21 protein-coding genes and 1 other annotated feature are annotated in these 23617 nt (G+C 30.2%); all 21 genes read left to right on the plus strand.

Annotated features, from left to right (window positions below; genetic code table 11):
* Window positions 1-16 precede the first annotated feature (16 nt).
* The 21 genes from nifU to sigE all read left to right on the plus strand — a co-directional run bounded on the left by nifU (window position 17) and on the right by sigE (window position 23615).
* Window positions 17-445, plus strand: coding sequence for a Fe-S cluster assembly scaffold protein NifU (gene nifU, locus CUEA01_RS07620; RefSeq protein ID WP_234122140.1), 429 nt, complete (start codon window positions 17-19; stop codon window positions 443-445).
* 338 nt (window positions 446-783) lie between these two features.
* A complete protein-coding gene (locus CUEA01_RS07625; protein WP_234121056.1) occupies window positions 784-1296 on the plus strand; it encodes a PRC-barrel domain-containing protein in 513 nt (170 codons plus the stop codon).
* On the plus strand, window positions 1277-2293 hold the full coding sequence (locus CUEA01_RS07630; RefSeq protein ID WP_234121057.1) for an AI-2E family transporter: 1017 nt from the start codon (window positions 1277-1279) through the stop codon (window positions 2291-2293). The genes CUEA01_RS07625 and CUEA01_RS07630 overlap by 20 nt, the downstream gene beginning before the upstream one ends.
* Window positions 2294-2348: 55 nt before the next feature.
* Window positions 2349-2520: a binding site (T-box leader), on the plus strand.
* 90 nt (window positions 2521-2610) lie between these two features.
* Window positions 2611-5253: an alanine--tRNA ligase gene (alaS, locus tag CUEA01_RS07635; protein ID WP_234121058.1), complete on the plus strand. Its 2643-nt coding sequence runs from the start codon at window positions 2611-2613 to the stop codon at window positions 5251-5253.
* 138 nt (window positions 5254-5391) lie between these two features.
* Window positions 5392-5649, plus strand: a complete 258-nt coding sequence (locus CUEA01_RS07640; RefSeq protein ID WP_234121059.1) for an IreB family regulatory phosphoprotein — start codon at window positions 5392-5394, stop codon at window positions 5647-5649.
* 64 nt (window positions 5650-5713) lie between these two features.
* Complete coding sequence (ruvX, locus tag CUEA01_RS07645) at window positions 5714-6121, plus strand: Holliday junction resolvase RuvX (RefSeq protein ID WP_234121060.1); 408 nt, start codon at window positions 5714-5716, stop codon at window positions 6119-6121.
* A gap of 231 nt (window positions 6122-6352) precedes the next feature.
* A complete protein-coding gene (locus tag CUEA01_RS07650) occupies window positions 6353-6619 on the plus strand; it encodes a DUF1292 domain-containing protein (RefSeq protein WP_234121061.1) in 267 nt (88 codons plus the stop codon).
* A 34-nt stretch (window positions 6620-6653) separates the two neighbouring features.
* Entirely contained in the window at window positions 6654-7109 is a 456-nt protein-coding gene (locus CUEA01_RS07655) for a Fur family transcriptional regulator (RefSeq protein WP_234121062.1), read from the plus strand.
* Between the two features lie 135 nt (window positions 7110-7244).
* Window positions 7245-8930: a ribonuclease J gene (locus CUEA01_RS07660; protein WP_234121063.1), complete on the plus strand. Its 1686-nt coding sequence runs from the start codon at window positions 7245-7247 to the stop codon at window positions 8928-8930.
* Window positions 8931-9058: 128 nt separating this feature from the next.
* Window positions 9059-10876, plus strand: a complete 1818-nt coding sequence (gene typA / locus CUEA01_RS07665; protein ID WP_234121064.1) for a translational GTPase TypA — start codon at window positions 9059-9061, stop codon at window positions 10874-10876.
* Between the two features lie 123 nt (window positions 10877-10999).
* Window positions 11000-12019, plus strand: coding sequence for an endolytic transglycosylase MltG (mltG, locus tag CUEA01_RS07670; RefSeq protein WP_234121065.1), 1020 nt, complete (start codon window positions 11000-11002; stop codon window positions 12017-12019).
* Between the two features lie 15 nt (window positions 12020-12034).
* Complete coding sequence (locus CUEA01_RS07675) at window positions 12035-12685, plus strand: O-methyltransferase (RefSeq protein WP_234121066.1); 651 nt, start codon at window positions 12035-12037, stop codon at window positions 12683-12685.
* Window positions 12678-13895 carry a peptidase U32 family protein gene (locus CUEA01_RS07680; RefSeq protein ID WP_234121067.1) on the plus strand — a complete coding sequence of 406 codons (1218 nt, stop codon included), beginning with the start codon at window positions 12678-12680 and terminating at the stop codon, window positions 13893-13895. The genes CUEA01_RS07675 and CUEA01_RS07680 overlap by 8 nt, the downstream gene beginning before the upstream one ends.
* 56 nt (window positions 13896-13951) lie before the next feature.
* Window positions 13952-15562 carry a penicillin-binding transpeptidase domain-containing protein gene (locus tag CUEA01_RS07685; protein WP_234121068.1) on the plus strand — a complete coding sequence of 537 codons (1611 nt, stop codon included), beginning with the start codon at window positions 13952-13954 and terminating at the stop codon, window positions 15560-15562.
* Between the two features lie 72 nt (window positions 15563-15634).
* The gene (sigK, locus tag CUEA01_RS07690; RefSeq protein ID WP_234121069.1) at window positions 15635-16333 is read left to right on the plus strand and encodes an RNA polymerase sporulation sigma factor SigK; all 699 of its coding nucleotides are present in this window, start codon (window positions 15635-15637) and stop codon (window positions 16331-16333) included.
* A gap of 441 nt (window positions 16334-16774) precedes the next feature.
* Window positions 16775-17830 carry a type IV pilus twitching motility protein PilT gene (locus tag CUEA01_RS07695; protein ID WP_234121070.1) on the plus strand — a complete coding sequence of 352 codons (1056 nt, stop codon included), beginning with the start codon at window positions 16775-16777 and terminating at the stop codon, window positions 17828-17830.
* A gap of 185 nt (window positions 17831-18015) precedes the next feature.
* Window positions 18016-19293, plus strand: coding sequence for a glycosyltransferase family 2 protein (locus CUEA01_RS07700; RefSeq protein ID WP_234121071.1), 1278 nt, complete (start codon window positions 18016-18018; stop codon window positions 19291-19293).
* A gap of 224 nt (window positions 19294-19517) precedes the next feature.
* On the plus strand, window positions 19518-20777 hold the full coding sequence (ftsA, locus tag CUEA01_RS07705) for a cell division protein FtsA (protein WP_234121072.1): 1260 nt from the start codon (window positions 19518-19520) through the stop codon (window positions 20775-20777).
* 16 nt (window positions 20778-20793) lie between these two features.
* Window positions 20794-21921, plus strand: coding sequence for a cell division protein FtsZ (ftsZ, locus tag CUEA01_RS07710; protein ID WP_234121073.1), 1128 nt, complete (start codon window positions 20794-20796; stop codon window positions 21919-21921).
* Between the two features lie 170 nt (window positions 21922-22091).
* Window positions 22092-22892 carry a sigma-E processing peptidase SpoIIGA gene (gene spoIIGA, locus CUEA01_RS07715; RefSeq protein ID WP_234121074.1) on the plus strand — a complete coding sequence of 267 codons (801 nt, stop codon included), beginning with the start codon at window positions 22092-22094 and terminating at the stop codon, window positions 22890-22892.
* 15 nt (window positions 22893-22907) lie between these two features.
* Window positions 22908-23615 carry an RNA polymerase sporulation sigma factor SigE gene (sigE, locus tag CUEA01_RS07720; protein WP_234121075.1) on the plus strand — a complete coding sequence of 236 codons (708 nt, stop codon included), beginning with the start codon at window positions 22908-22910 and terminating at the stop codon, window positions 23613-23615.
* The last annotated feature ends 2 nt before the right edge of the window (window positions 23616-23617 follow it).

Here is a 23617-nt window from a genome sequence, read left to right on the forward strand (position 1 = left end):
AGGAATTAATATTATGATGTATAGCGAAAAGGTAATGGATCACTTTAGAAATCCAAGAAATGTTGGAGAAATTGAAGATGCCAATGGTATAGGAGAAGTTGGAAATCCTCAATGTGGGGACATAATGAAAATTTATATAAAAGTAGAAGACAATGTACTTAAGGACGTAAAATTTAAAACTTTTGGATGCGGTTCAGCTATTGCATCTTCTAGTATGGCGACTGAATTAATTAAAGGAAAAACTTTGGAAGAGGCTTGGGAACTAACAAATAAGGCTGTTGCCGAAGCACTTGATGGACTTCCACCTGTAAAAATGCATTGTTCCGTGCTTGCAGAGGAAGCAATACATAAGGCAATAAATGATTATAGAGTTAAACAAGGATTAGAACCTTGGGCAATGATGACACATTCAGAAACTATACACGAGCACGTACACGGTAATTAGTATAATTAGCTATATTTTTAAATTATTGCGAACCATTAAATTAGAGTACAAAGTACAGAGTACAGAGTACAGTGAAGGATGATTTACCTTTCGCTTTGCTTAGGTAAATCTTAAACTTAACTGTTGTCAGCTTTGCTGACAACAGTAATGACGCGATTGCGTAAGCAATCAAGGATAAGTTTTAAGTTTTTTCGTAGCGATAGCGGAGAAAAAACATCATTCACTGTACTTTGTACTCTGTACTCCGTACTCTGATTTATGGTTCGCATTTTTTGATTAGTGCAATAAACAAGTATATTATTTTCTAAAATACGCATTATAACACTAAGGTGATTTTTATGATGCGAAGTAGAGATTTTATGTTTATGGATGTTTATTCTGTAGCTGGTCAAAGAATAGGAAGGGTAGAAGATATTTTATTAGATTGTAATAGAGGAGTAATTGAGGGGTTTAAAATAATTAAAGGAAAAGTATTTAATAAGACCTTGTATATCAGTAAAAAGGATACTATATGTATTAGTTCTAAAATAATAGTTAAAGAAATATATTTCCTAAACAATTTCATAGAATTTAAAAAAATAAGGGGTAGAGAAACAGTAGATATACATGGACTTTTATTAGGGATGCTAGAGGAAATAATTTTTGATGAAATGAATTTTAAAATTAAAGGTCTCATAATATCAAAAGGATTAATTGGAAATTTAATATCCGGGAAAAGGGTTATATTGCAAGGTAATTACATATTAGGTGAAAAGAATTTAATGTGTTTATCTAACGATGAAAAATTTAATTTTGTTAGAATGTTTCATAATATTACAATGGAAGTTGATAATGATGAAAATGATATATAAATTTCTAGCTTTAATATTAAGTCTTTTTTTGATTGTGCTTTTATTAACAAAGGTTAATGCGTTAAAGGAAATAATTTATCTTATAGTTATAGGTTTTATTGTTGCATATGTGTTAAAACCAATTCATGTATGGCTCATAGGAAGGGGAGTTAACAAAAAAATATCAGCTGTAATGCTTATTATGGCAATCATAGTAATCATAGTAGCTTTTATATTTTTTTTAATTCCATCTATATTAAAGGAAACTTTGAGCATAAATTTTCAAAATCCAGAGGTTAAAAATTATATAGGCAGAGTACAGCATTTTTTGAAACCATTAATTAAGAATTCACCGGGAGATAATTTAATTATAACCGTATATGATAGGTTTAATTTGGAACTTAAAAAGCTGATTGAGAAAATTATAAATTTTGTATTAGGATTAGGGGGAAACTTTGTAAACATTGCTATTTTGCCCATAATAGCATACTATTTTTTAGCTGATTGGGATGATATAGCAAATAAGTTAGTTGTCCTTTTCCCTCTTAAATACAGAAGTATAATAAAAAGGATAAGTGCTGACGTTGATGAGGTATTGGGTAAATACACAATTAGCCAATTCCTTTTATGCATTTTAATAGGCTTGTTTACGTTTTTTACGTTGATAATTTTAAAAGTAAAATATCCACTTTTACTTTCCATAATAAATGGTTTATTTAATATAGTACCATATTTTGGGCCACTATTTGGAGCTGTTCCTGCTGTGATTGTTGCACTTTTAGAATCACCAAAGCAAGCTGTATATACTGCTGTATTCCTTTATTTAGTCCAATTAATAGAAGGTAACGTTATTTCTCCAAAGGTAACTGGTGATTCAATAAACATGCATCCGCTTGTGGTAATAATATTACTAATTGTTGGAGAAAAAATCGCTGGATTCGGGGGAATGGTTTTTGCAGTCCCAATCGGAGTTATATTAAAAGTTATATACGAAGATTTAAACTATTACTTATTCTAGGCATTGACAAGATATTAAAAAGTAACTATAATATACTCTATATAAAAGTTAATAAGTAAAAGCGATGATAAGAATGAGTAAATTAGTTTAAATATTTAGAGAAGAAGTGGTTGGTGAAAACTTCTTATTTGGCTTATTGAAGCTGTCTTTGAGCAATTGGATTTAATTAAGAGGCACAATTGTGTAATTAGGGTGGTACCGCGGAAATATGAGCTTTCGTCCCTTATATATGGGATTGAGGCTCTTTTTATTTTTGGATGATTTTTTAATGCGTTTGAAGAGTCAAATAAAAAACTTGTTTAGAGGAGAGATAGATAATGAAATACATGGGATTGAATGAAATTAGAGAAGCATATTTGGAGTTTTTCGAAAGTAAGGGACATTTAAGATTGCCAAGTTTTTCACTAATACCAAATAATGATAAAAGCTTGCTTTTGATAAATGCTGGTATGGCACCATTAAAGCCATATTTTACTGGACTTCAAGTTCCACCAAGAAAAAGAGTAACTACATGTCAAAAATGTGTAAGAACAGGCGATATTGAGAATATAGGTAAAACCGCAAGGCATGCAACTTTCTTTGAAATGCTTGGAAACTTTTCTTTTGGAGATTATTTTAAAGAAGAAGTTATTCCGTGGGCATGGGAATTTATAACTCAGGTTATGGAATTACCTAAAGACAGATTATACGTTACTATTTATCTTGACGATGATGAAGCTTTCAAAATATGGACTGAAAAAGCTGGAGTTGATCCAAAGAGAATATTTAGATTGGGTAAGGAAGATAACTTTTGGGAGCATGGTGCAGGACCTTGTGGACCTTGTTCTGAAATACATTTTGACCGTGAAGGCGGAAAACAAGTTGAAAGCATTGAAGAATTTGTAGAGGCACAAGATTCAGATAGGATAATTGAATTTTGGAATTTGGTATTTACTCAATTTGACAAAGATGAACAAGGAAATTATAATAAATTATCAAATCCAAACATAGATACAGGGATGGGACTTGAAAGAATGGCTACTATTATGCAGGGCACTGAAAGCATTTTTCAAGTAGATACAATGAAAAATATATTGAGCGAAGTTTCAAAAGTAGCTAATGCAAAATATGGTGAAAATCATGAAAATGATATTTCACTTAGAATAATAGCAGATCATGTGAGAAGTGTTACATTTATGATTAGTGATGGAATATTACCATCAAATGAAGGCAGAGGGTATGTCTTGAGAAGACTTTTGAGAAGAGCTGCTAGGCATGGAAAAACATTAGGCATTGAAAACACGTTTTTATGCGATATATGCGAGATTGTAATTAGAGATTCTAAAGGAGCATATCCAGAATTAGAAGAGAAAAAAGACTATATTAAGAAGGTTATAAGACTTGAAGAAGAGAGATTTGCTCAAACCATAGATAGTGGAATGCAAATTTTAAAAGAATATATGGATGAAATGCAAGCTCAAAACAAAAACATTTTAGATGGAAGTAAAGCATTTAAGTTGTATGATACTTATGGATTCCCAATAGAACTTACAGAAGAAATACTTGAAGAAAAGGGAATGGATGTTGATAAAGAAAACTTCCATGCTGAAATGGAACTTCAGAGAAAAAGAGCTAGGGAAGCTAGAGAAGAATCAAATTACATGGGAAAAGATATAAATGCTGTAGATAAGATACCAGCAGATATAGAGACTTCCTTTGATGGATATGATTCATTAAGTATTACTTCAGAAGTTGAGTTAATAGTTAAGGAAGAAAATTTCGTAAATGAAATAACTGAAGGAGATAAAGCAGCAGTAGTTGTTCCAAAAACACCTTTCTATGCAGAAATGGGTGGCCAAATTGGAGATACTGGTAGAATAATAGCTCAAAATGGAGAAGCTAAAGTAGTTGATTGTAAGAAAAATATATCAGGTAAAGTAATTCACTTTGTAGAAGTTACCAAAGGAAGTATTGCAAAAGGTGAAAAAGTTACACTAGAAGTTGATGCTGCAAGAAGAAAAAATATAGCTAAAAACCATACTGCAACTCATATGCTTCAAGCAGCATTAAAAAGTGTTGTTGGTGATCATGTTCATCAGTCAGGTTCATATGTTGACCAAGATAAACTTAGATTTGACTTTACACATTTTACAGCTGTAACAGCAGATGAACTTAAAAAAGTTGAAAGAATTGTAAATGAAAAAATTATGGAAATTTATAATGTAAATACAGATGTAATGTCATTAGAAGAAGCTAAAAAATCAGGTGCAATGGCTTTATTTGATGATAAGTATGGTGATAAAGTAAGAGTTGTTTCTGTTGGCGATTTCAGTCAAGAATTATGTGGTGGTACTCATGTTAAAAATAGCGGAGAAATTGGATTGTTTAAAATAGTATCAGAAAGTGGTGTGGCTGCAGGTATAAGGAGAATAGAGGCAGTAACAGGATCCGCTGCAATCAAATTTGTGGAAGAAAAAGAAAATCTTATAAAAACTATAGAAAATGAATTTAAATGGTCAGAAAAGGATATAATAAGTAAAATAAACCATCAATTCTCAGAACTTAAAGAAAAAGAAAAAGAAATAGCAGAATTAAAAGCAAAATTAGCTGGTGGTGCGGAAGATGATATATTAAATTCTGTAAGTGAAGTAAATGGCGTAAAATATGCCGCTGCTTTTGTAAAAGGTGTAGATGCAAATTCTTTAAGAGAGTTATGCGATAAAATTAGAAATAAAATTGGTGAAGGTGTAGTTGTGCTAGGAAGCGACTATGATTCAAAGGTTCAACTTGTAGCAATGGCTAGTAAAGAAGTAGTTACTAAAGGAGTGCACTGTGGTAAAATAGTAAAAGAAGTAGCTAGTATCTGCGGTGGTAACGGCGGAGGAAGACCTGATATGGCTCAAGCTGGCGGAAAAGATGTTGAAAAAATAGAGAATGCCTTAAAAGAAGTAAAAAAAGTTTTGGAAAAATTAGTAAAGTAGTATACAATTAATAGAATATGATTTATAATATATATATCAAAGTCAGTTCAATTACTAAATTATAGATTGGTAGTTGAACTGGTGCTAATGTAAATTTAAAGCACAAATCTATACTAAAATAAAGGGGTGATATGTAAAATGGGGAATATTAAAGATGATACTATAGAGTTTGACGTATTAAAAAATAAAAAGGATTTAACTAAGGCAATCTTAAGTGAAGTATATACTGCATTAAAAGAAAAAGGATATAATCCTATTAATCAAATGGTTGGATATTTAATATCTGGCGACCCTACTTACATAACGAACTACAATGGTGCACGTGCTTTAGTTAGAAAGTTAGAGAGAGATGAGATACTTGAAGAGGTGTTAAAATCTTATCTTGATGTAAAATAAATGTGCCCGCTTAGGGCATTTTTATTTTAAATTGGATAAAATATTATATATAAGGGAGCATTTTATGAGGATTCTCGGAATTGATGTTGGAGATAGAACGATAGGAATGGCTATAAGTGATCCACTTGGATTTACAGCTCAAGGAATAGGAACAATTAGAAGAAAAAATGAAGAATTTGATATTAATGAATTAAAAAAGATATGTGATGAATATAAGGTTGAAAAGATCTTATGCGGATTGCCTAAAAACATGAATGGAACAGTAGGACCACAAAGCGAAAAAGTTTTGCAGTTTTGTGAAGTTATAAAAGAAAAATTAAATTTAGAAATAGTAATGTGGGATGAAAGACTTACTACTGTTGCAGCACATAGGGCAATGTTAGAAGCAGATATGTCAAGAGCAAAAAGAAAAAAAATTGTTGATAAAGTTGCTGCTACATATATTTTACAAGGATACTTGGATAGCCTTTAAATATGATTTGTAAACAATTTATGAGTTTTATTAAACTTCTTTTTATACATATAGTTTATATATGAAATTTATTGCTAAATCGATAATTATTTTTGTAAAATCCTGATGATTCTACAAATTTTACAAGAATAATTAGCAGATTTAATTAAAAATTTGTATGGTAAATTAAAGTGAAATTTGACAAAATCGTAATTCAATTTTAAAATAAATTATACTGGAGGACATAATTGTATGGAAAACGATGTGAACAGCATAACTCTTCTAGATGAGGATGGAAAAGAAAATACTTTTGAAGTGGTAACTAAACTTGATATCGAGGGCAAGGAATATGTAATTGTTATTCCAGAAGATGAACAGGATGATTCTGAGGCTATAATACTTAAAATAGGAAAAGATTCCGAAGGAAATGATGTATTATCCACAGTTGAAGATGATGATGAATTCCAAATTGTTGCGGAAGCATATGAAACTTTGTTTGGGGGAGAAGACATCGATTAATTAACATGTTAAGCATGAAATGGGTGATTGTAATATGAATAAAATGTCTTCAGATGAACTAGAAAAATTAAAAAATAACCTTAAGGATAAAGGATACAAACTGACTCCTCAAAGAAGGGCAGTATTAGATATAATAATTGGTAATGAGGGAAAACATCTTACAGCAGAAGAACTGTATGATTTAGTTAAGGTGGAGTGTCCTGAAATAGGTCTAGCAACTGTATATAGAACTGTACAGTTGCTAGAAGAAATTGGCGTTATATGTACACTGGATTTAAATGATGGGTGCAATAGATATGAACTTGTACATGACAATGAAAATCATCAACATCATCATTTAATTTGTACTAATTGTGGTAAAGTAACTGAAGTTGAAGGTGATTTGCTTGATGCTTTAGAAGAAAAAATAGAAAAGCATTATAATTTTTTAATTAAAAACCACAGCGTTAAATTTTATGGTTTATGCAGTGAATGTAGAAAAAAGCTATAAATTTATATATTTTATTTGGTAAATTTCTAATTATGACGGGGGTAAAATTATATACATTAAAATTTTACAAAGCTAGAATAAATAGATTTACTTCAAATTATATTTTATGATTTATGGTTGAAATAAAATATTAAAATGAAGGAGGGGAGAACCACGAGAAGAGAAAAAGATAAGATAAAAATAATGCCACTCGGTGGTGTGAATGAGATAGGCAAAAACTTAACAGTTATTGAGTATAAAAATGAAATAGTTGTTATAGATTGCGGCCTTAAATTCCCTGATGAGGAAATGTTTGGTATAGATATTGTTATACCTGATATTACTTATTTAGTCAAAAATGTAGAAAGGGTTAAAGGAATATTTTTAACGCATGGACACGAAGATCATATTGGCGCGTTACCTTATGTTCTAAAGCAAGTGAATGTTCCTGTTTATGGTACAAAGCTTACAATAGGAATTGTTGAGACTAAACTTAAAGAACATAATTTATTAAGCGTTGTCGATTTGAAAGTAGTTAAAGCAAGAGATATTATTAAACTTGATAGTATGTCTGTTGAATTTATTACTCAAAGTCACAGTATTGCTGATTCCATGGCAATAGCTATTCACACACCTATGGGAGTTATTCTTCACACTGGTGATTTCAAAATTGATTATACTCCGATAGACGGTTGCGTGGCTGATTTAGCACGTTTTGCTGAGCTTGGTAAAAAAGGAGTACTTCTTATGTTATGCGATAGTACAAATGTAGAAAGACCGGGTTATACCATGTCTGAACGTACAGTTGGAGAGACGTTTAATAACATATTTGCAACGGCAAAAGGCAGAATAATTGTTGCAACTTTTGCATCAAATATTCATAGAATTCAACAAATAGTTGAGGCATCTGAAAAATTTGGAAAGAAAGTTGCCGTTTCTGGCAGAAGCATGGAAAATATAGTTGCTGTTGCAATAGAATTAGGATATCTTAAGGTTAATGATGGCGTTATGATAGGAATTGATGCTATTAATAGATATCCTAATGATAAAATTGTCATTATAACAACAGGAAGCCAAGGGGAACCTATGTCTGCTTTAACAAGAATGGCAGCATCGGAACACAAAAAGGTAAATATACAATTAGGCGATATGGTTATAATATCTGCAAATCCTATTCCAGGAAATGAAAAATTAGTTTCAAGAGTTATAAACCAATTGTTTAAAAAAGGCGCTGATGTTATTTATGAGGCACTTGAAAATGTTCATGTTTCGGGTCATGCTTGTCAAGAAGAATTAAAATTAATGCATACTCTTTTAAAACCTAGGTTTTTTATGCCGGTTCATGGTGAGTATAGACATTTAAAACAGCATGCAGAATTAGCAGTAAGTTTGGGCATGCCTAGAGAAAATATTGTACTTACAGATAATGGTGACGTCATAGAAGTTACAAGGGACAGCATAAGAAAAAATGGTACAGTTATGGCAGGACAAATTTTTGTTGATGGACTTGGTGTTGGAGATGTTGGAAATATCGTTTTAAGAGATAGAAAACATTTATCACAGGATGGAATTTTAACTGTAGTAGTTACAATAGAAAAACAAAGTGGTAGTGTTGCTGCAGGACCAGATATTATATCGAGAGGATTTGTTTATGTAAGGGAATCTGAAGATTTAATGGACGAAGCAAAAGAAATAGTAAAAGAGGCACTTAGGGAATGTGAAGAAAATCATATAACTGAGTGGGCCACTATAAAATCTAATATAAAAGAAGTATTAAGAGTATTCTTATATGAAAAAACTAAAAGAAAGCCTATGATATTACCTATAATTATGGAAATATAGGCTGAAAACAATAATTCAATTTGACTTTTTAACAAACTAATATTACAATAAATTGGGTACTATTAAGTATCCAATTTTTCTTTGCAAGTTTCAAAATTAATAATGTATAAATATATGGAGGATTCAAAATGGAAAAGTATACTAGAGAAGACATAAGGAATGTAGCCATAATAGCCCATGTTGACCATGGTAAGACTACACTTGTAGATGCCTTGTTAAAGCAAAGTAATATATTCAGAAGTAACGAAAAGGTTCAAGAAAGAGTAATGGACTCAAATGATCTTGAAAAGGAAAGAGGAATAACAATTCTTTCTAAAAACACTTCTGTAATGCATAAAGGTGTAAAAATTAATATTGTTGATACACCAGGACATGCTGATTTCGGTGGAGAGGTTGAACGTGTTCTTAAGATGGTTGACAGTGTATTATTATTGGTAGATGCTTTTGAAGGACCAATGCCACAGACAAAATTCGTTTTAAAGAAAGCATTAGAATTAGGATTAAAGCCAATAGTTGTAATCAATAAAATAGATAAGCCAAACGCTAGACCACAAGAAGTTGTAGATTTAGTATTTGATTTATTTGTTGAATTAGGTGCAAATGATGAACAATTAGAGTTCCCAATAGTTTATTCTTCAGCTAAGGCTGGAATTGCAAAATATGAACTTGATGATGAAAGTACTACAATGGAACCAGTATTTGAAACTATCATTAAGCACGTAAAAGCACCAGAAGGATACATAGATGCGCCATTCCAAATGCTTGTTTCCACAATCGATTCAAACGAGTATGTTGGAAGAATAGCTATCGGTAGAGTTGAAAGAGGATCTATTAAAAAGAATGAATCAGCTGTTCTTATTAGAAAAGATGGCGAGAAAGAAAATGTTAGAATTTCATCTTTATTTACTTATGATGGATTAAAAAGAGTTGACACTGATGAAGTAAAACTTGGTGATATTGCAGTTGTTGCTGGTATTCCAGATGTTAATATAGGTGAAACTATTGCTGATGCATCACAGCCGGAAGCAGTTCCATTTGTTGAAATAGATGAACCTACATTGAGTATGTATTTTATTGTAAATGATTCTCCTTTTGCTGGAAGAGAAGGCGATTTTGTTACATCAAGACATTTAAGAGACAGACTTATGAAGGAATTGGAAACTAACGTAAGCTTGAGAGTTGAAGAAACAGACTCTGCTGATAGATTTAAAGTAAGTGGAAGAGGAGAACTTCATCTTTCAATATTGATTGAAACTATGAGAAGAGAAGGCTATGAATTTCAAGTATCAAAACCTATGGTAATTTATAAAGAGGAAAATGGAAAGAAATTAGAGCCAATAGAAGCATTAACTATAGATGTACCTGAAGAATTTATGGGTGTTGTTATGGAAAAGCTTGGACCTAGAAAAGCTGAACTTGTGAATATGACTTCAGCAATTAATGGTTATACAAGATTAGAGTTTAAAATTCCATCAAGAGGTCTTATCGGTTTTAAAAATGAATTAATGACTGATACTAAAGGAAATGGAATAATGAACTCAGTACTTGAGGATTACGAGCCATATAAGGGCGATATACCTGGAAGATCTAGAGGATCAATAGTTGTATTTGAAAATGGAACTTCTGTTGTTTATGGACTATATAGTGCTCAAGAAAGAGGAAAATTATTTGTTGGCGCTGGAGTAGATGTTTATGAAGGAATGATAGTTGGAGAATGCTCAAGGGCCGAAGATCTAGAAGTTAATGTTTGTAAGAAAAAGCATCTTTCAAATACTAGATCATCAGGAGCTGATGACGCATTAAAGTTAGTTCCAATAACTGAAATGACTTTGGAGAAATGTCTTGAATTCATAGCATCTGACGAATTAGTAGAAGTTACACCAAAGAGCATTAGAATGAGAAAGAGCATACTTGATACTAATCAAAGAAGAAAAACTAGAAGGTAAAACTATACAAATTTTAAGGTGAATAAGCTACTTGTTTCATATAAATTTTATAGAAGTATCGCAAATTTATGGTGAAGTAGCAATTTACCAGCTAAAGTTATATAGCTAAGGGGAATGGGTTTTATGGAAATAAGAAGGTTTATTACAAAAAAACTTATTGCTATTTTAGTTTCAGTTTTAATTGTTATTGTAATTATTATAGGTTATGCCAATTCAGTTATGAAATATCCTTTTAGTGTAAATAATAAAGCAAGGTTTGAAGTAAAAAAAGGTGATAATTTATATACAGTTATAAATAAATTGAATGAAAAAAGCCTTATAAAAAATAGAACACTATTAAAGGTATATGTAAAATATAAAAAAATTCCCGGTGAAATTAAGCCGGGATTTTATTCAATAAAAGCTGGAGAATCTATAAATTCATTAATTTATGATATGAAAAATGGTATATTTGATGAAACTTATGTTAAGGTTACTATACCAGAAGGATTTGAAATTTCTAAAATAGCAGATACTTTAGATGAAAAAGGCATAATAAGTAAAGATAAATTTTTAAAGGCATGCACGGAATATAAGCTTCCAAGCTATATTAAAGATGATAATAATAGAAAATATAAGCTTGAAGGATATCTTTTCCCAGATACATATGAATTTAAAAAGAACACAGATGGGAAAATTATAATAGATACTATGCTCAGCAGGTTTGATGCTGTAATGATGAGTATTAAAAAGGAATCTACTAATAAAATATCTGATTTAGATAATATTGTTACCATGGCATCAATTATTGAGCGTGAAGCTGAGGTTCAAAACGAAAGAGCTGTCATTGCTTCTGTATTTTACAATAGAATTAAGGAGAATATGAAACTACAATCTTGTGCTACTGTAGAATATGCATTGGGTTATCATAAGGATAAGTTAACTTATAATGATTTAAAAGTAAAATCAAATTATAATACATATCTTGTAAATGGACTGCCTGAAGGGCCTATATGCTCGCCTGGTAAACAATCAATATTGGCTGCTATAAATCCTGAGAATACAAATTATATTTATTTTGTTTCTAAAAATAATGGCACGCATTTTTTCACAAATAATTATAATGAATTTTTAAAAGTAAAAAAACAAACTCAGGGATTTTAGTTTTGGAGGAATTTTATGAGCAAAATAATGTATGATTATATAGAAGATTATATCAGAAATTTGATACCTGAAACAAAAGGGATACTTAATGAATTAGAAGAATATGCACATATTAATAATGTTCCAATTGTTCAAAAAGAAACAGGCAAATTTCTTGAACTTATGGTTAAAATAAAAAGACCTCTTAAAATACTTGAACTTGGCACTGCTATAGGATATTCATCAATTTTAATGGCAATTAATTCTGAGGCTGAAATTACAACTATTGATAGAAGCGAAGAAATGATTAAAATAGCTTCAGAAAATATAAAAAAATATGGTTTTGAAGACAGAATTAAAATAATATGCAATGATTGTTTAGAAGCGTTAAAAGAATTAAATGATGAATATGATATTATATTTATTGATGCTGGAAAAGGTCATTACTCTGATTTTTTTCATGAGTGTTTAAGACTTTTAAAGCAAGATGGAATTGTTATAGCAGATAATGTGTTATTTAGGGGTATGGTAGCTAGTAATGAGTTATTACAAAGAAGAAAAATTACTATAGTGAAGAGAATGAGAAAATATCTAGACATGGTTTCGAATAATGATGATTTAATTACTACTGTAATTCCAATGGGAGACGGAATTGCAGTTACGACAAGGAGGAATAAGAATGAATAAACCTGAAATATTAGCTCCTGCTGGTAATTTAGAAAAACTTAAAACAGCTATTGAATTTGGTGCAGATGCTGTATATTTAGGTGGAAGTAAGCTTAATTTGAGAGCTTTCGCAGATAATTTTTCTACAGAGGAGTTAAAAGAAGGCATAGACTTTGTGCATGCGCATGGCAAAAGATTATATGTTACTTTAAATGTATTTCCGCATAATGAGGATTTAGATGGTCTTGAAGAATATTTGAAAGAGCTTTATGAAGCTAAAGTTGATGCAATTATAGTTTCAGATCCTGGAATAATTATGACAGCAAGGGAAGTTGTTCCGGAGCTTGAAATTCATCTAAGTACTCAAGCTAATAATGTTAATTGGAAATCAGCTATATTTTGGCATAAACAAGGTGTCAAAAGAATAGTGCTCGCTAGAGAATTGTCATTAAAAGAAATAAAAGAAATGAGACAAAATTTGCCTGAAAGTTGTGAAATAGAGGCATTTGTTCACGGATCAATGTGCATTTCTTATTCGGGAAGATGCCTTTTATCTAATTACATGACTGGAAGAGATTCAAATAGAGGACAATGTGCGCAGCCTTGCAGGTATAAATATTCGCTTGTTGAAGAAAAAAGACCTGGCCAATACTTCCCGGTTTTGGAGGATGAAAAAGGAACTTATATAATGAATTCGAAAGATATGTGTATGATTGAGCATATCCCTGACTTAGTTACTGCAGGTATAACTTCTTTTAAAATTGAAGGTAGAATGAAGAGCTCATATTATGTAGCTTCTGTTGTTAAGGCATATAGGGAAGCATTAGATGCATATTATGAAAATCCATCTTCTTATAAATTTAATCCAAAGTGGATGGATTACCTTATGAAACCTAGCCATAGAGTATATTGTACTGGCTTTTATTATGGTGAAGATAACAAGCAAGTTTACGAATCATCTGCATACATAAGAAATTATGATGTTGCTGGCATGGTTATTGATTATAATAAAGAAACTAAAACTGCAACTATAGAACAAAAAAATAAAATTTTTGCTGGTGATAAAGTTGAAGTTTTAAGACCACATGAAGATAATGTTGAAATTGAAATTAAAGAATTAAAAAATAAAAAAGGTGAAGTAATAGATAGTACACCTGTAGCTCAAATGATTTATACTATAAAATCTGATGAAGTACTTGAAAAAGGAAACATGATTATTAAAGAAAAATAAATTTGAATAAAACACCTCATTTTAGTCAAAAATTTAGACTATGGTGAGGTGTTTTTATGAATAAAATTAGAACTAGGTGTATACCAGTACTTATATTTGTTATAATTATGTTTTTATTACTTGTATATAAATTATATATTTTAATGTATATTGACAATAAGGACTTGCAAACTAGCTATAATTCACAATTTGTATCTAATGAAAAAACCTGTGATATAAATTATGATATTGTAGACTGTAGTGGTAAGGAGTTGCTATCATATAATAAAAAATATTATGTTGTCATAAATCCGTATATTTTTACTAGAAATAATAGTGATACAAATATAAGGGAGTTAACAGCTTTAAATTATATTTTAAAGAACTATAATAGCAAATATGATTTAAATTCAATAGAAATTAAGAATGAAACAGAAAAATTATATTGGGAAGTAGATGAAGCAACTTATAATAATGTAAAAAAGTTTAGTGATGTCAATGGAGTATATGCATATTATGTTAATGAGGTAGATAGAAGTAAAGCCGCAGATTTATATAATATACTTACTAATCCTAAAGATAAAAATAATGAAAAATTAAAAGGAAGCAATTCACTTGAAAGTATTATATATAATAAATTTAAAAATAGTCCTTTCCCATCAGAAAGTTTTCAAAATGATATTAATGGAAATTTAATTTCCACAGAAAAAGTAAAAAGTGAAAATATTTCCAAAGTTAAACTTACTATTGACAAGGATATAAACGATAAGGTTCAAAATATTTTAAATGAAAGTAAGCTTAAAGAAGTTTGCGCTTTAGTTATGAGAAGTGATAATGGTGAGATAAAAGCAGTTTCACAAAATGATACGTATAAACCCAATTTAGCTTTAGGGTTAGGAGGAATATATTATCCAGGATCTATATTTAAGGCTATAGTTGAAGAGGCAGCAATTGAGAGTGGTTCAATAGAGTTAAATAAACCTATAAAGGATCCTGGAAAATATAGTGAAGATAAGGTGTATGATTACTGTACACCGGAACAAGCATTTGTAGTTTCTTCCAATGATGTATTCATAGCAATAGGTCAAAAAACTGGTTTTGATAATATATATAACATGGCTAAAGCACAAGGGTTGTTTGATAATGTGCTAAGCCTTGATGCGGAAAGTGTTGGAGCTATGGATAGTATGGACTTTAACAGTACGGGAAATTTGAGCTTATTATCATTTGGTCAAAGTATTAGAATAACCCCTATCGAGGCATTAACTATTCCTAATACTGTAGTAAATAAGGGGATATATGTAAAGCCACATATTGTAGATTCTTATATTTATGATAATGGTAATAAAGTTGAAAAAGAGAATGTAGAGCAAAAAAGAGTAATAAGCGAAAAAACTTCAAACATAATGTTAGAGCAATTCAAGAAAGTACTTACTGATAAAAATGGAACTGGATCACTTGCATATACACCCAATCCTTGTATAGGTGGAAAAACAGGGACTGCACAAAGGGGAGAAGATAAAAATAAAGTAATTCAAAATGTAGATGGGTGGTTTGTTGGATTTTTTAATATTAAGGGAATTAATTATTCAGCGGTTATATTTTCACCAGACATTTCAAAAGAAATGAGCGGTGGAAGTACTGTAGCACCAATATTTAAGAAAATTGTTGAAGAAATGGAAAAGTAAAAAAAGTTTTATAGGAACATAATCCAAGCTTCCTGAATAGTATATTAATAAGCACTATTAGGAGGAAAACCTTTGTTTTTTATATATTATTTATTTAATGTATTTGGAAGCATGTTGTTTTTTACAGCCTATGTTGGCGGTGGGGAATCTTTTCCAAAGCCCCTTTCTGAAGATGAAGAAAAAAACTATTTAGAAAAATTAAAAGAAGGTGATCCTCTAGCAAAAAGCATTTTGATAGAAAGAAATTTACGCTTAGTTGCACATATCGTTAAAAAATACACTTTTTCTGGTAAGGAAGTTGATGATTTAATTTCAATAGGAACTATAGGGTTAATTAAGGCAATAGATTCATATAACGGCTCAAAGGGTACTAGACTTGCAACTTATGCTGCTAGGTGTATTGAAAATGAAATACTTATGTTAATTAGAAATAATAAAAAAACAAAAAATGAGGTATATCTTCAAGAACCAATAGGTGTAGATAAGGAAGGAAACGAAATTTCACTAATGGATATTTTAAGTAGTGATGAAAATTCAGTCGTTGAAGTTGTAGAAAATAGGATTCAAATAAATAAGCTATATATAGAAATAGAAAACTCACTTAAGGGAAGAGAAAAAATAATAATAAAGCTAAGGTATGGATTAACTGATGGAAAGCCTAAAAATCAAAGGGAAATAGCCAAAATACTTGGTATATCTAGGTCATATGTTTCTAGAATAGAAAAAAGAGCCTTAAAAAAATTATGCAAGCAATTAGATGGTAATGCTTAAACATTGCGAAGCTTTATTCAGAGTACAAAGTACAAAGTACAGAGTACAAAGAAGGATGATTTGCCTTTCCTTATGTCAGGTAAATCTTAAACTTAGCTGTTGTTAGGTTCGCTGACAACAGTAATGACGTGATTGCGTAAGCAATCAAAAATAAGTTATAAGATTTTCTGTAGCAAAGAGGAAGAAAATCATCCTTCTTTGTACTTTATACTTTGTACTCTGTACTTTGGTTTAATGCTTCGTAATAATTTTATTGTTACAGTTTCCTTTACTCTCCCTTTTAGTTTTAAATAAAAATTTAATTGTATTTATATCTGTTTTTTATTATAATTAAATTAAGGATTTTGTTAACTATGTAAAATTTATCTGTAAATTTTAAGTTGAGTTATTAAAATTTGTATAAATGTTTTATTGTTAGACTATATTTAGGGGGAATAAAGCTTGAAATTATTAAATGAATTATTAAGAGCAACAATTGAAAAAAAAGCATCAGATTTACATATTACAGTCGGGATTCCACCTGTTTTGAGAATAAATGGTAAACTTACAATGTTAGGTGATGAAAAAGTTTCACAAGATGATGCTGTTAAGTATACAAAAGAAATATTAGGTGATGAATATGAAAAGTATGTTAACACAGGAGAAGTTGATAAATCACATTCAGTTTCTGGTATAGGTAGATTTAGAGTTAACATATACAAGCAAAGAGGTAGTGATACTTTGGCAATAAGGACAGTTGAACTAAAGGTTCCTTCGCTTAAAGATTTAGAGTTTCCTAGCGTATTAAATGATTTGATAACTAAGAAAAGAGGTCTAGTTTTGGTTACGGGACCAACAGGTTCTGGTAAGAGCACTACACTTGCAGCAATGATTAACGAAATTAATAGTACAAGATCAGAACATATTGTAACACTAGAAGAACCAATAGAATTTATACATAAACACAATAAGTCGATAATAAATCAAAGAGAAATAGGTAAGGATACATTATCATACAAAGCTGCATTAAAAGCTGTACTTAGAGAAGATCCAGATGTAATATTAATTGGTGAAATGAGAGATTTTGAAACTATATCAACGGCAATAACGGCAGCGGAAACAGGACATTTAGTTTTTTCAACATTGCATACTATTGGGGCAGCAAAAACAATAGATAGAATTATTGATGTTTTCCCACTTTATCAGCAACAGCAAATTAGAATTCAATTAGCTGGCGTACTTCAAGGCATTATATCTCAACAGCTTATTCAAAAACAAGATGGTAAGGGTAGAATTGCTGCATTAGAAATTATGTTAGCCACACCAGCAATACAAAATTTAATAAGAGAGGGAAAAACCCATCAAATCGAGTCAATTATTCAAACGGGAGCAAAGTATGGTATGAAAACAATGGATTCATCCATTGAAGAATTGTTTAAACAAGGGATTATTTCTTATGATTCAGCTATAGCTTCATGTGTTGACAGGGAATTTATGACCAAAATGTTAGTGTTGTAATTTTTAATTTTTAGGTATATAATTTATTAATATAGAAAATATTAAATTAGCTATTAAAATTAAAAGCTCTGAATTATTCAGAGCTTTTAGTATGTAAGTTTTCTAAGAGCACTTAATTTTTGTTAAAATTATGCTATTTAACATAATAACTGTGCTAAAATAATTTTGACTAGGGGGGATACATAGTGAATATAGTAAAAACCATGTTAAATATATTTTCACGTATTTTTACTGACACGGTTTTAATTATTACAATGTATTATCTATGTATATCATTTTTCGGTTTGTATAAGAAAAATGATAAAAGAAAAATCAAGCCAGAAAAAAGATTTGCACTTATAGTTGCAGCTCATAATGAAGAAGCAGTAATAAGTGGACTAATTCATAGCTTAAATAAATTAGATTATCCAAAGGAATTATATGATATATATGTAATTGCGGACAATTGTACTGATAATACTGCGAAAAATGCCAAAGAAAATGGTGCTTTGGTATATGAAAGATTTGATAAAGATAAACGAGGAAAAGGCTATGCACTAGAATGGATGTTTAGAAAAATATTTAAAATGAAAAAGAAATATGATTCAGTAGTGATATTTGATGCAGATAATTTAGTATCAAAAAACTTCCTAAATGAAATGAATAAAAAATTAGTTGAAGGATATAAGGTAGTTCAAGGATACCTCGATAGTAAGAATCCGAGTGATTCATGGATAACGGGTAGTTATTCAATTGCATTTTGGTCAACAGATAGAATGGTTCAATTGTCAAGAAGTAATATTGGGCTTTCAAGTCAATTAGGTGGAACGGGTTTATGCATTGATATTGAAATTTTAAAAGAGCTAGGATGGGGAGCAACTTGCCTAACAGAGGATTTAGAGTTCACATGTAAGCTTGTATTAAATGGATATAAAGTAGGATGGGCTCATGAGGCTGTAGTTTATGATGAAAAGCCACTTAAATTAGTCCAATCTTGGCATCAAAGAGTTAGATGGATGCAGGGATTTTCAGATGTTTGTAGTAGATACTTTTTTAAACTTTTAAAAAGGGCAATTACAAAAAGAAGTTTTGTGGCACTTGATTGTGCTATATACTCTATGCAACCTATAATAACAGTACTTCTTGGAGTAGCTGGAATTTTGAATTTAATACAATTTTCTTTCCAGGCTTCTGATTTTATAGCAAAAGTTAGTTTAAGTTGGTTTTTTGGTGGTGTTACTATATTTAAAATTTTTGCTATATTAGTAGGCGTTTTTCAATATATATATACACCACTTGTAATAGCTATGGATGGGAAATTAACTTTTAAAGTGATTATATATTACATAATATGTTATCCTATTTATCTTTTAACATGGCTTCCAATAGCAATTATAGGTATGATAAATAAAGATAAAAAAGAATGGAGTCATACAAGACATACTAGAAATGTTGATATATCTGATTTAGAAAAAGTAAATTAATAAAAAAGAGTAGATATCTTGTATATCTACTCTTTTTTGTATATACTATAGTTGGGATATATTTATCGACGATATTTAAAATTAATTAATATTTTATTAAAATTATTGGAGGAAATATTGTATTTATGTTGAATATATAATATGGAATAAGCTAAATTGTTTTTAAATTAAAGAATTTATATAATTTTTTCTGTATGTAAGTTCTCTTAAGGGGAGGGAAGCAAATGGAAAATTATGTTGTAGGTATAGACATAGGCTCATCTAAAATATGTACAGCGGCAGGAAGAATTACTAACAGAGGAGAACTTCAAATAATAGGTATAACTTCTTCAGAATGCAAAGGATTAAAGAAATCAATTGTTGTTAACATAGATAGGACAGCTGAGTCTATTAAAAAATGTATTGAAAAACTTGAAGTAATGCTTGATATTGAAATAGATGATGTTTATATAGCATTACCAGGTAGTATATGTGAACTAATACATAACAAAGCTGTTATTGCGGTATCTTCAGATGATAGGGAAATTAAAAGAAGAGATGTAGATAGACTAATAGAATCTACTAAACTTATTTCACTACCGTCCGATAAAGAAATCATAGGAGTTGAACCTCAGCAATTTATAGTAGATGGTTACGATAATATTAAAGATCCAATTGGAATGAGTGGCATGAGGTTGGAGGCAGATGTACAAGTTATCACAGCTCAATCAACAATTGTAAATAATTTGATTAAATGCGTTAATAAAGCTGGATTCAATGTTAAAGGAATGTGCTTTGAACCAAAAGCAGCTTCAAGTGTTGTGCTCAAGGCAGAGGAAAGGGAACTTGGATGTGCGCTTATTGATGTTGGTGCAGAAACAATAGATATAACGGTTGTTAAAAATGATAACATTTGTTATGTAGATTCCTTGCCAATTGGAGGCAATAGTATTACTAATGATATTGCTTTGGGGATGAAGATTCCATTCAACGAAGCTGAAAAAATAAAATTAAAATATGGTGACATAGAAGAAAATGACAGTAGCTTTAATGGAAAAATCAGTGTAAAATTGTCTTATAATGAAACAATTAATTTAGATTATAATTTTTTAAAACTTATAATAAAGTCTAGAATTGAAGAATTGTATGAGTTAGTTAAAAGGAAATTAGAAGATAGTGGCTATTATAGAGAAATAGCGAATGTTGTAGTAGTTGGTGGTGGTATTACTTTAATAAAAGGTGCAATAGAAAATGGAAATAGTATTATAGGAAAAAGTTTAAGAACTGGTTCTCCAAATTATGTAGGTGCATCTAATCCTATGTATGCCTCAGCGGTTGGTATAGTGAATGATATAAGTACAAGCTTAGGTTCTGTTGAGGGTGCGCTTAATTATGATAATAATGAAAGTGAATTGAAAGATTTTTGGAATAAAGGGACTAAAAAAGGCCAGGAAGATGTAAATATTTTTTCAAGAGTAAAAGAATTTTTTACAGATCTTTTCTAATGAGGGAGGTATTATTGTGCTTGATTTTGATGTTGATGTTCAACAATTTGCGCAAATAAAAGTAATTGGTTGCGGCGGTGGAGGAAATAACGCTGTTAATAGAATGATTGTGGAAGGATTAAAGAATGTAGAATTTATAGCTATAAATACAGATAAGCAGGCTTTAGCTCTTTCTCAAGCTTCACAAAAAATTCAAATAGGAGATAAACTTACTAAGGGATTAGGGGCAGGTGCTAATCCTGAAATTGGTCGCAAGGCAGCAGAAGAAAGTAAAGATGAAATATCACAAGCAATTAAAGGTGCTGATATGGTATTCATAACAGCAGGAATGGGTGGAGGAACCGGAACAGGTGCTGCACCAGTAGTTGCAGAAATAGCTAAGTCCATGGGTATTTTAACTGTCGGAGTAGTTACAAAGCCATTTCCTTTTGAAGGAAGAAAAAGAATGCTTCATGCAGAAGATGGAATTAAGAGTTTAAAAGAAGGTGTGGATACCCTTGTAACTATACCAAATGAAAGATTGCTTGCAATTGTTGACAAAAAAACAACATTAGTTGATGCATTTAAATTAGCTGATGATGTATTAAAACAAGGTGTTCAAGGTATATCAGATTTGATTACTATTCCTGGACTTGTTAATCTTGATTTTGCAGATGTAAGAGCAGTTATGATTGATAAAGGACTTGCTCATATGGGTGTTGGAAGGGGTGCTGGTGACACTAGAGCTGCAGACGCAGCAAAACAGGCAATATCTAGCCCACTTTTAGAAACTTCAATTGTTGGAGCTACAGGAGTGCTTTTAAATGTTACAGGAGGTCCGGATCTTGGACTTTTAGAAATTAATGAAGCTGCTCAAGTTGTTCAAGAAGCTGCTGATCCAGATGCTAACATTATATTTGGTGCTGTTATAGATGAAAATTTAAAAGATGAAATTAGAATAACTGTTATTGCAACTGGCTTTGAAAGTGAATTAGTAGCTAAAGAGCGTAAAGTTGACAATAATATTTCTTCTGAAGTTAATAAACCAGAAGAAGAAGCAGCAAGCGCACTTGATAATACAGGTTCGTTTGAAATTCATGATAAAAAAGAAGATTTAGACATACCAGCTTTTTTAAGAAGACAACATAATAAGAATAAATTTTAAAAAAAGTGCTTATAGCACTTTTTTTTTACTTAAAATAATAGAAATTGCTACTAAGTATCAGTATAAAAAAAATATTATCAAAAATTATAAATTAAAAAATGAATTCAATTGGTAAAAAATGACAAAATTTTAAAATGATAAGTTATATAATACTTTTAGGGGGGAGAAATTTGGTTGTATTTTTAGATGTATTAATATTTGAGAATGTTATAGTAAATACATTTTTATTGCATATAACAGCTCAAACTTTAATGATAAAGGTTAAATTAAAACGTTTATTTATATCTGGAGCTATTGGAGGAATATATGTTATAACTTTAGTTTTTCCACAATTAAGTTTTTTTTCAGGAATAGTATTTAAAATAATCGTTGCAGTATTAATGGTTTATATTGCATTTAAAAATAAAAATGTATTATTTAATATAAAGGCAACTGTAATTTTAACAATATATTCAATGGCTCTAGCAGGTATTTGTTTATTTATTGATTTTTACATGCATGGTAATTCTAAGTATAGTATATGGATTAATAATATACCTTATGAGTATGTGATGATTAGTATAATGATTTTGTATATGGTCATATATAGAATCACAGTATTTGTTAAAGATAGGAGAGACGTTTTTTCCTTAGTTTACAATGTAGAAATAGGGATAAATGATAAGCAAAAATTTGTAAGAGCATTTTTTGATACCGGAAATGAACTTAGGGAACCCGTAACGAATCTTCCAGTAATGATTGTTGAAAGAAGTTCTTTTGAAGATATTGTGATGAATGAAAAAGGTAAATATTATATTCAATATCAAGTTGCTAGTGGGAAACCTGGAATTTTAGAAGCTTTTAAACCAACTTATGTTAAAATTTATAATGGAACTCAAGTAGAAATGAGGGATATGATTATAGCTTTAAGTGATAATAAATTGAGTAATTTCAATGAATATACAGCTCTTTTACCTAGAGGATGTATATAATAACGGAGGGGTTTTATGGAGAGATTATTAATTTTTTTTAACAGGTTAGCAAGCAGAATAAAAATATTTGCTAGAAAGCTGTATTACATAGGTGGAAATGATGCTCTTCCACCGCCATTATCCAAAGATGAAGAAGATAATTTGGTCAATAAACTTACCCTTGGGGATGAAAGTGTAAGATCAATTTTAATTGAAAGAAATTTAAGACTTGTTGTATATATAGCTAGGAAATTTGAAAATACAGGAGTTGGAGTAGAAGATTTAATATCTGTAGGTACAATAGGACTTATTAAAGCAGTTAATACTTTTGATCCAAGTAAAAAAATTAAATTGGCAACATATGCATCTAGGTGTATTGAAAATGAAATACTCATGTATTTAAGGAGAAATAGTAAAGTAAAAGCTGAAATATCATTTTATGAACCCTTAAATATAGATTGGGATGGAAATGAGTTATTACTATCAGATATATTAGGTACAGAAAACGATTGTGTATATAATTTTATAGAGGATGAAGTTGATAAACAGCTTCTTGTAATAGCTCTTCAAAAGTTAAATAAAAGAGAAAAGGAAATTGTCGAGCTTAGATATGGATTAACAGGAACAGGAGAGAAGACTCAAAAGGAAGTTGCAGATATGCTTGGCATTTCTCAATCATATATATCAAGGTTAGAAAAAAGAATAATAAAAAGATTGAAAAGAGAAATAAATAAAATGATATAGAT

The organism is Clostridium hydrogenum (genome assembly GCF_021432385.1).
Classification (GTDB): Bacteria; Bacillota; Clostridia; order Clostridiales; family Clostridiaceae; genus Clostridium_S; species Clostridium_S hydrogenum.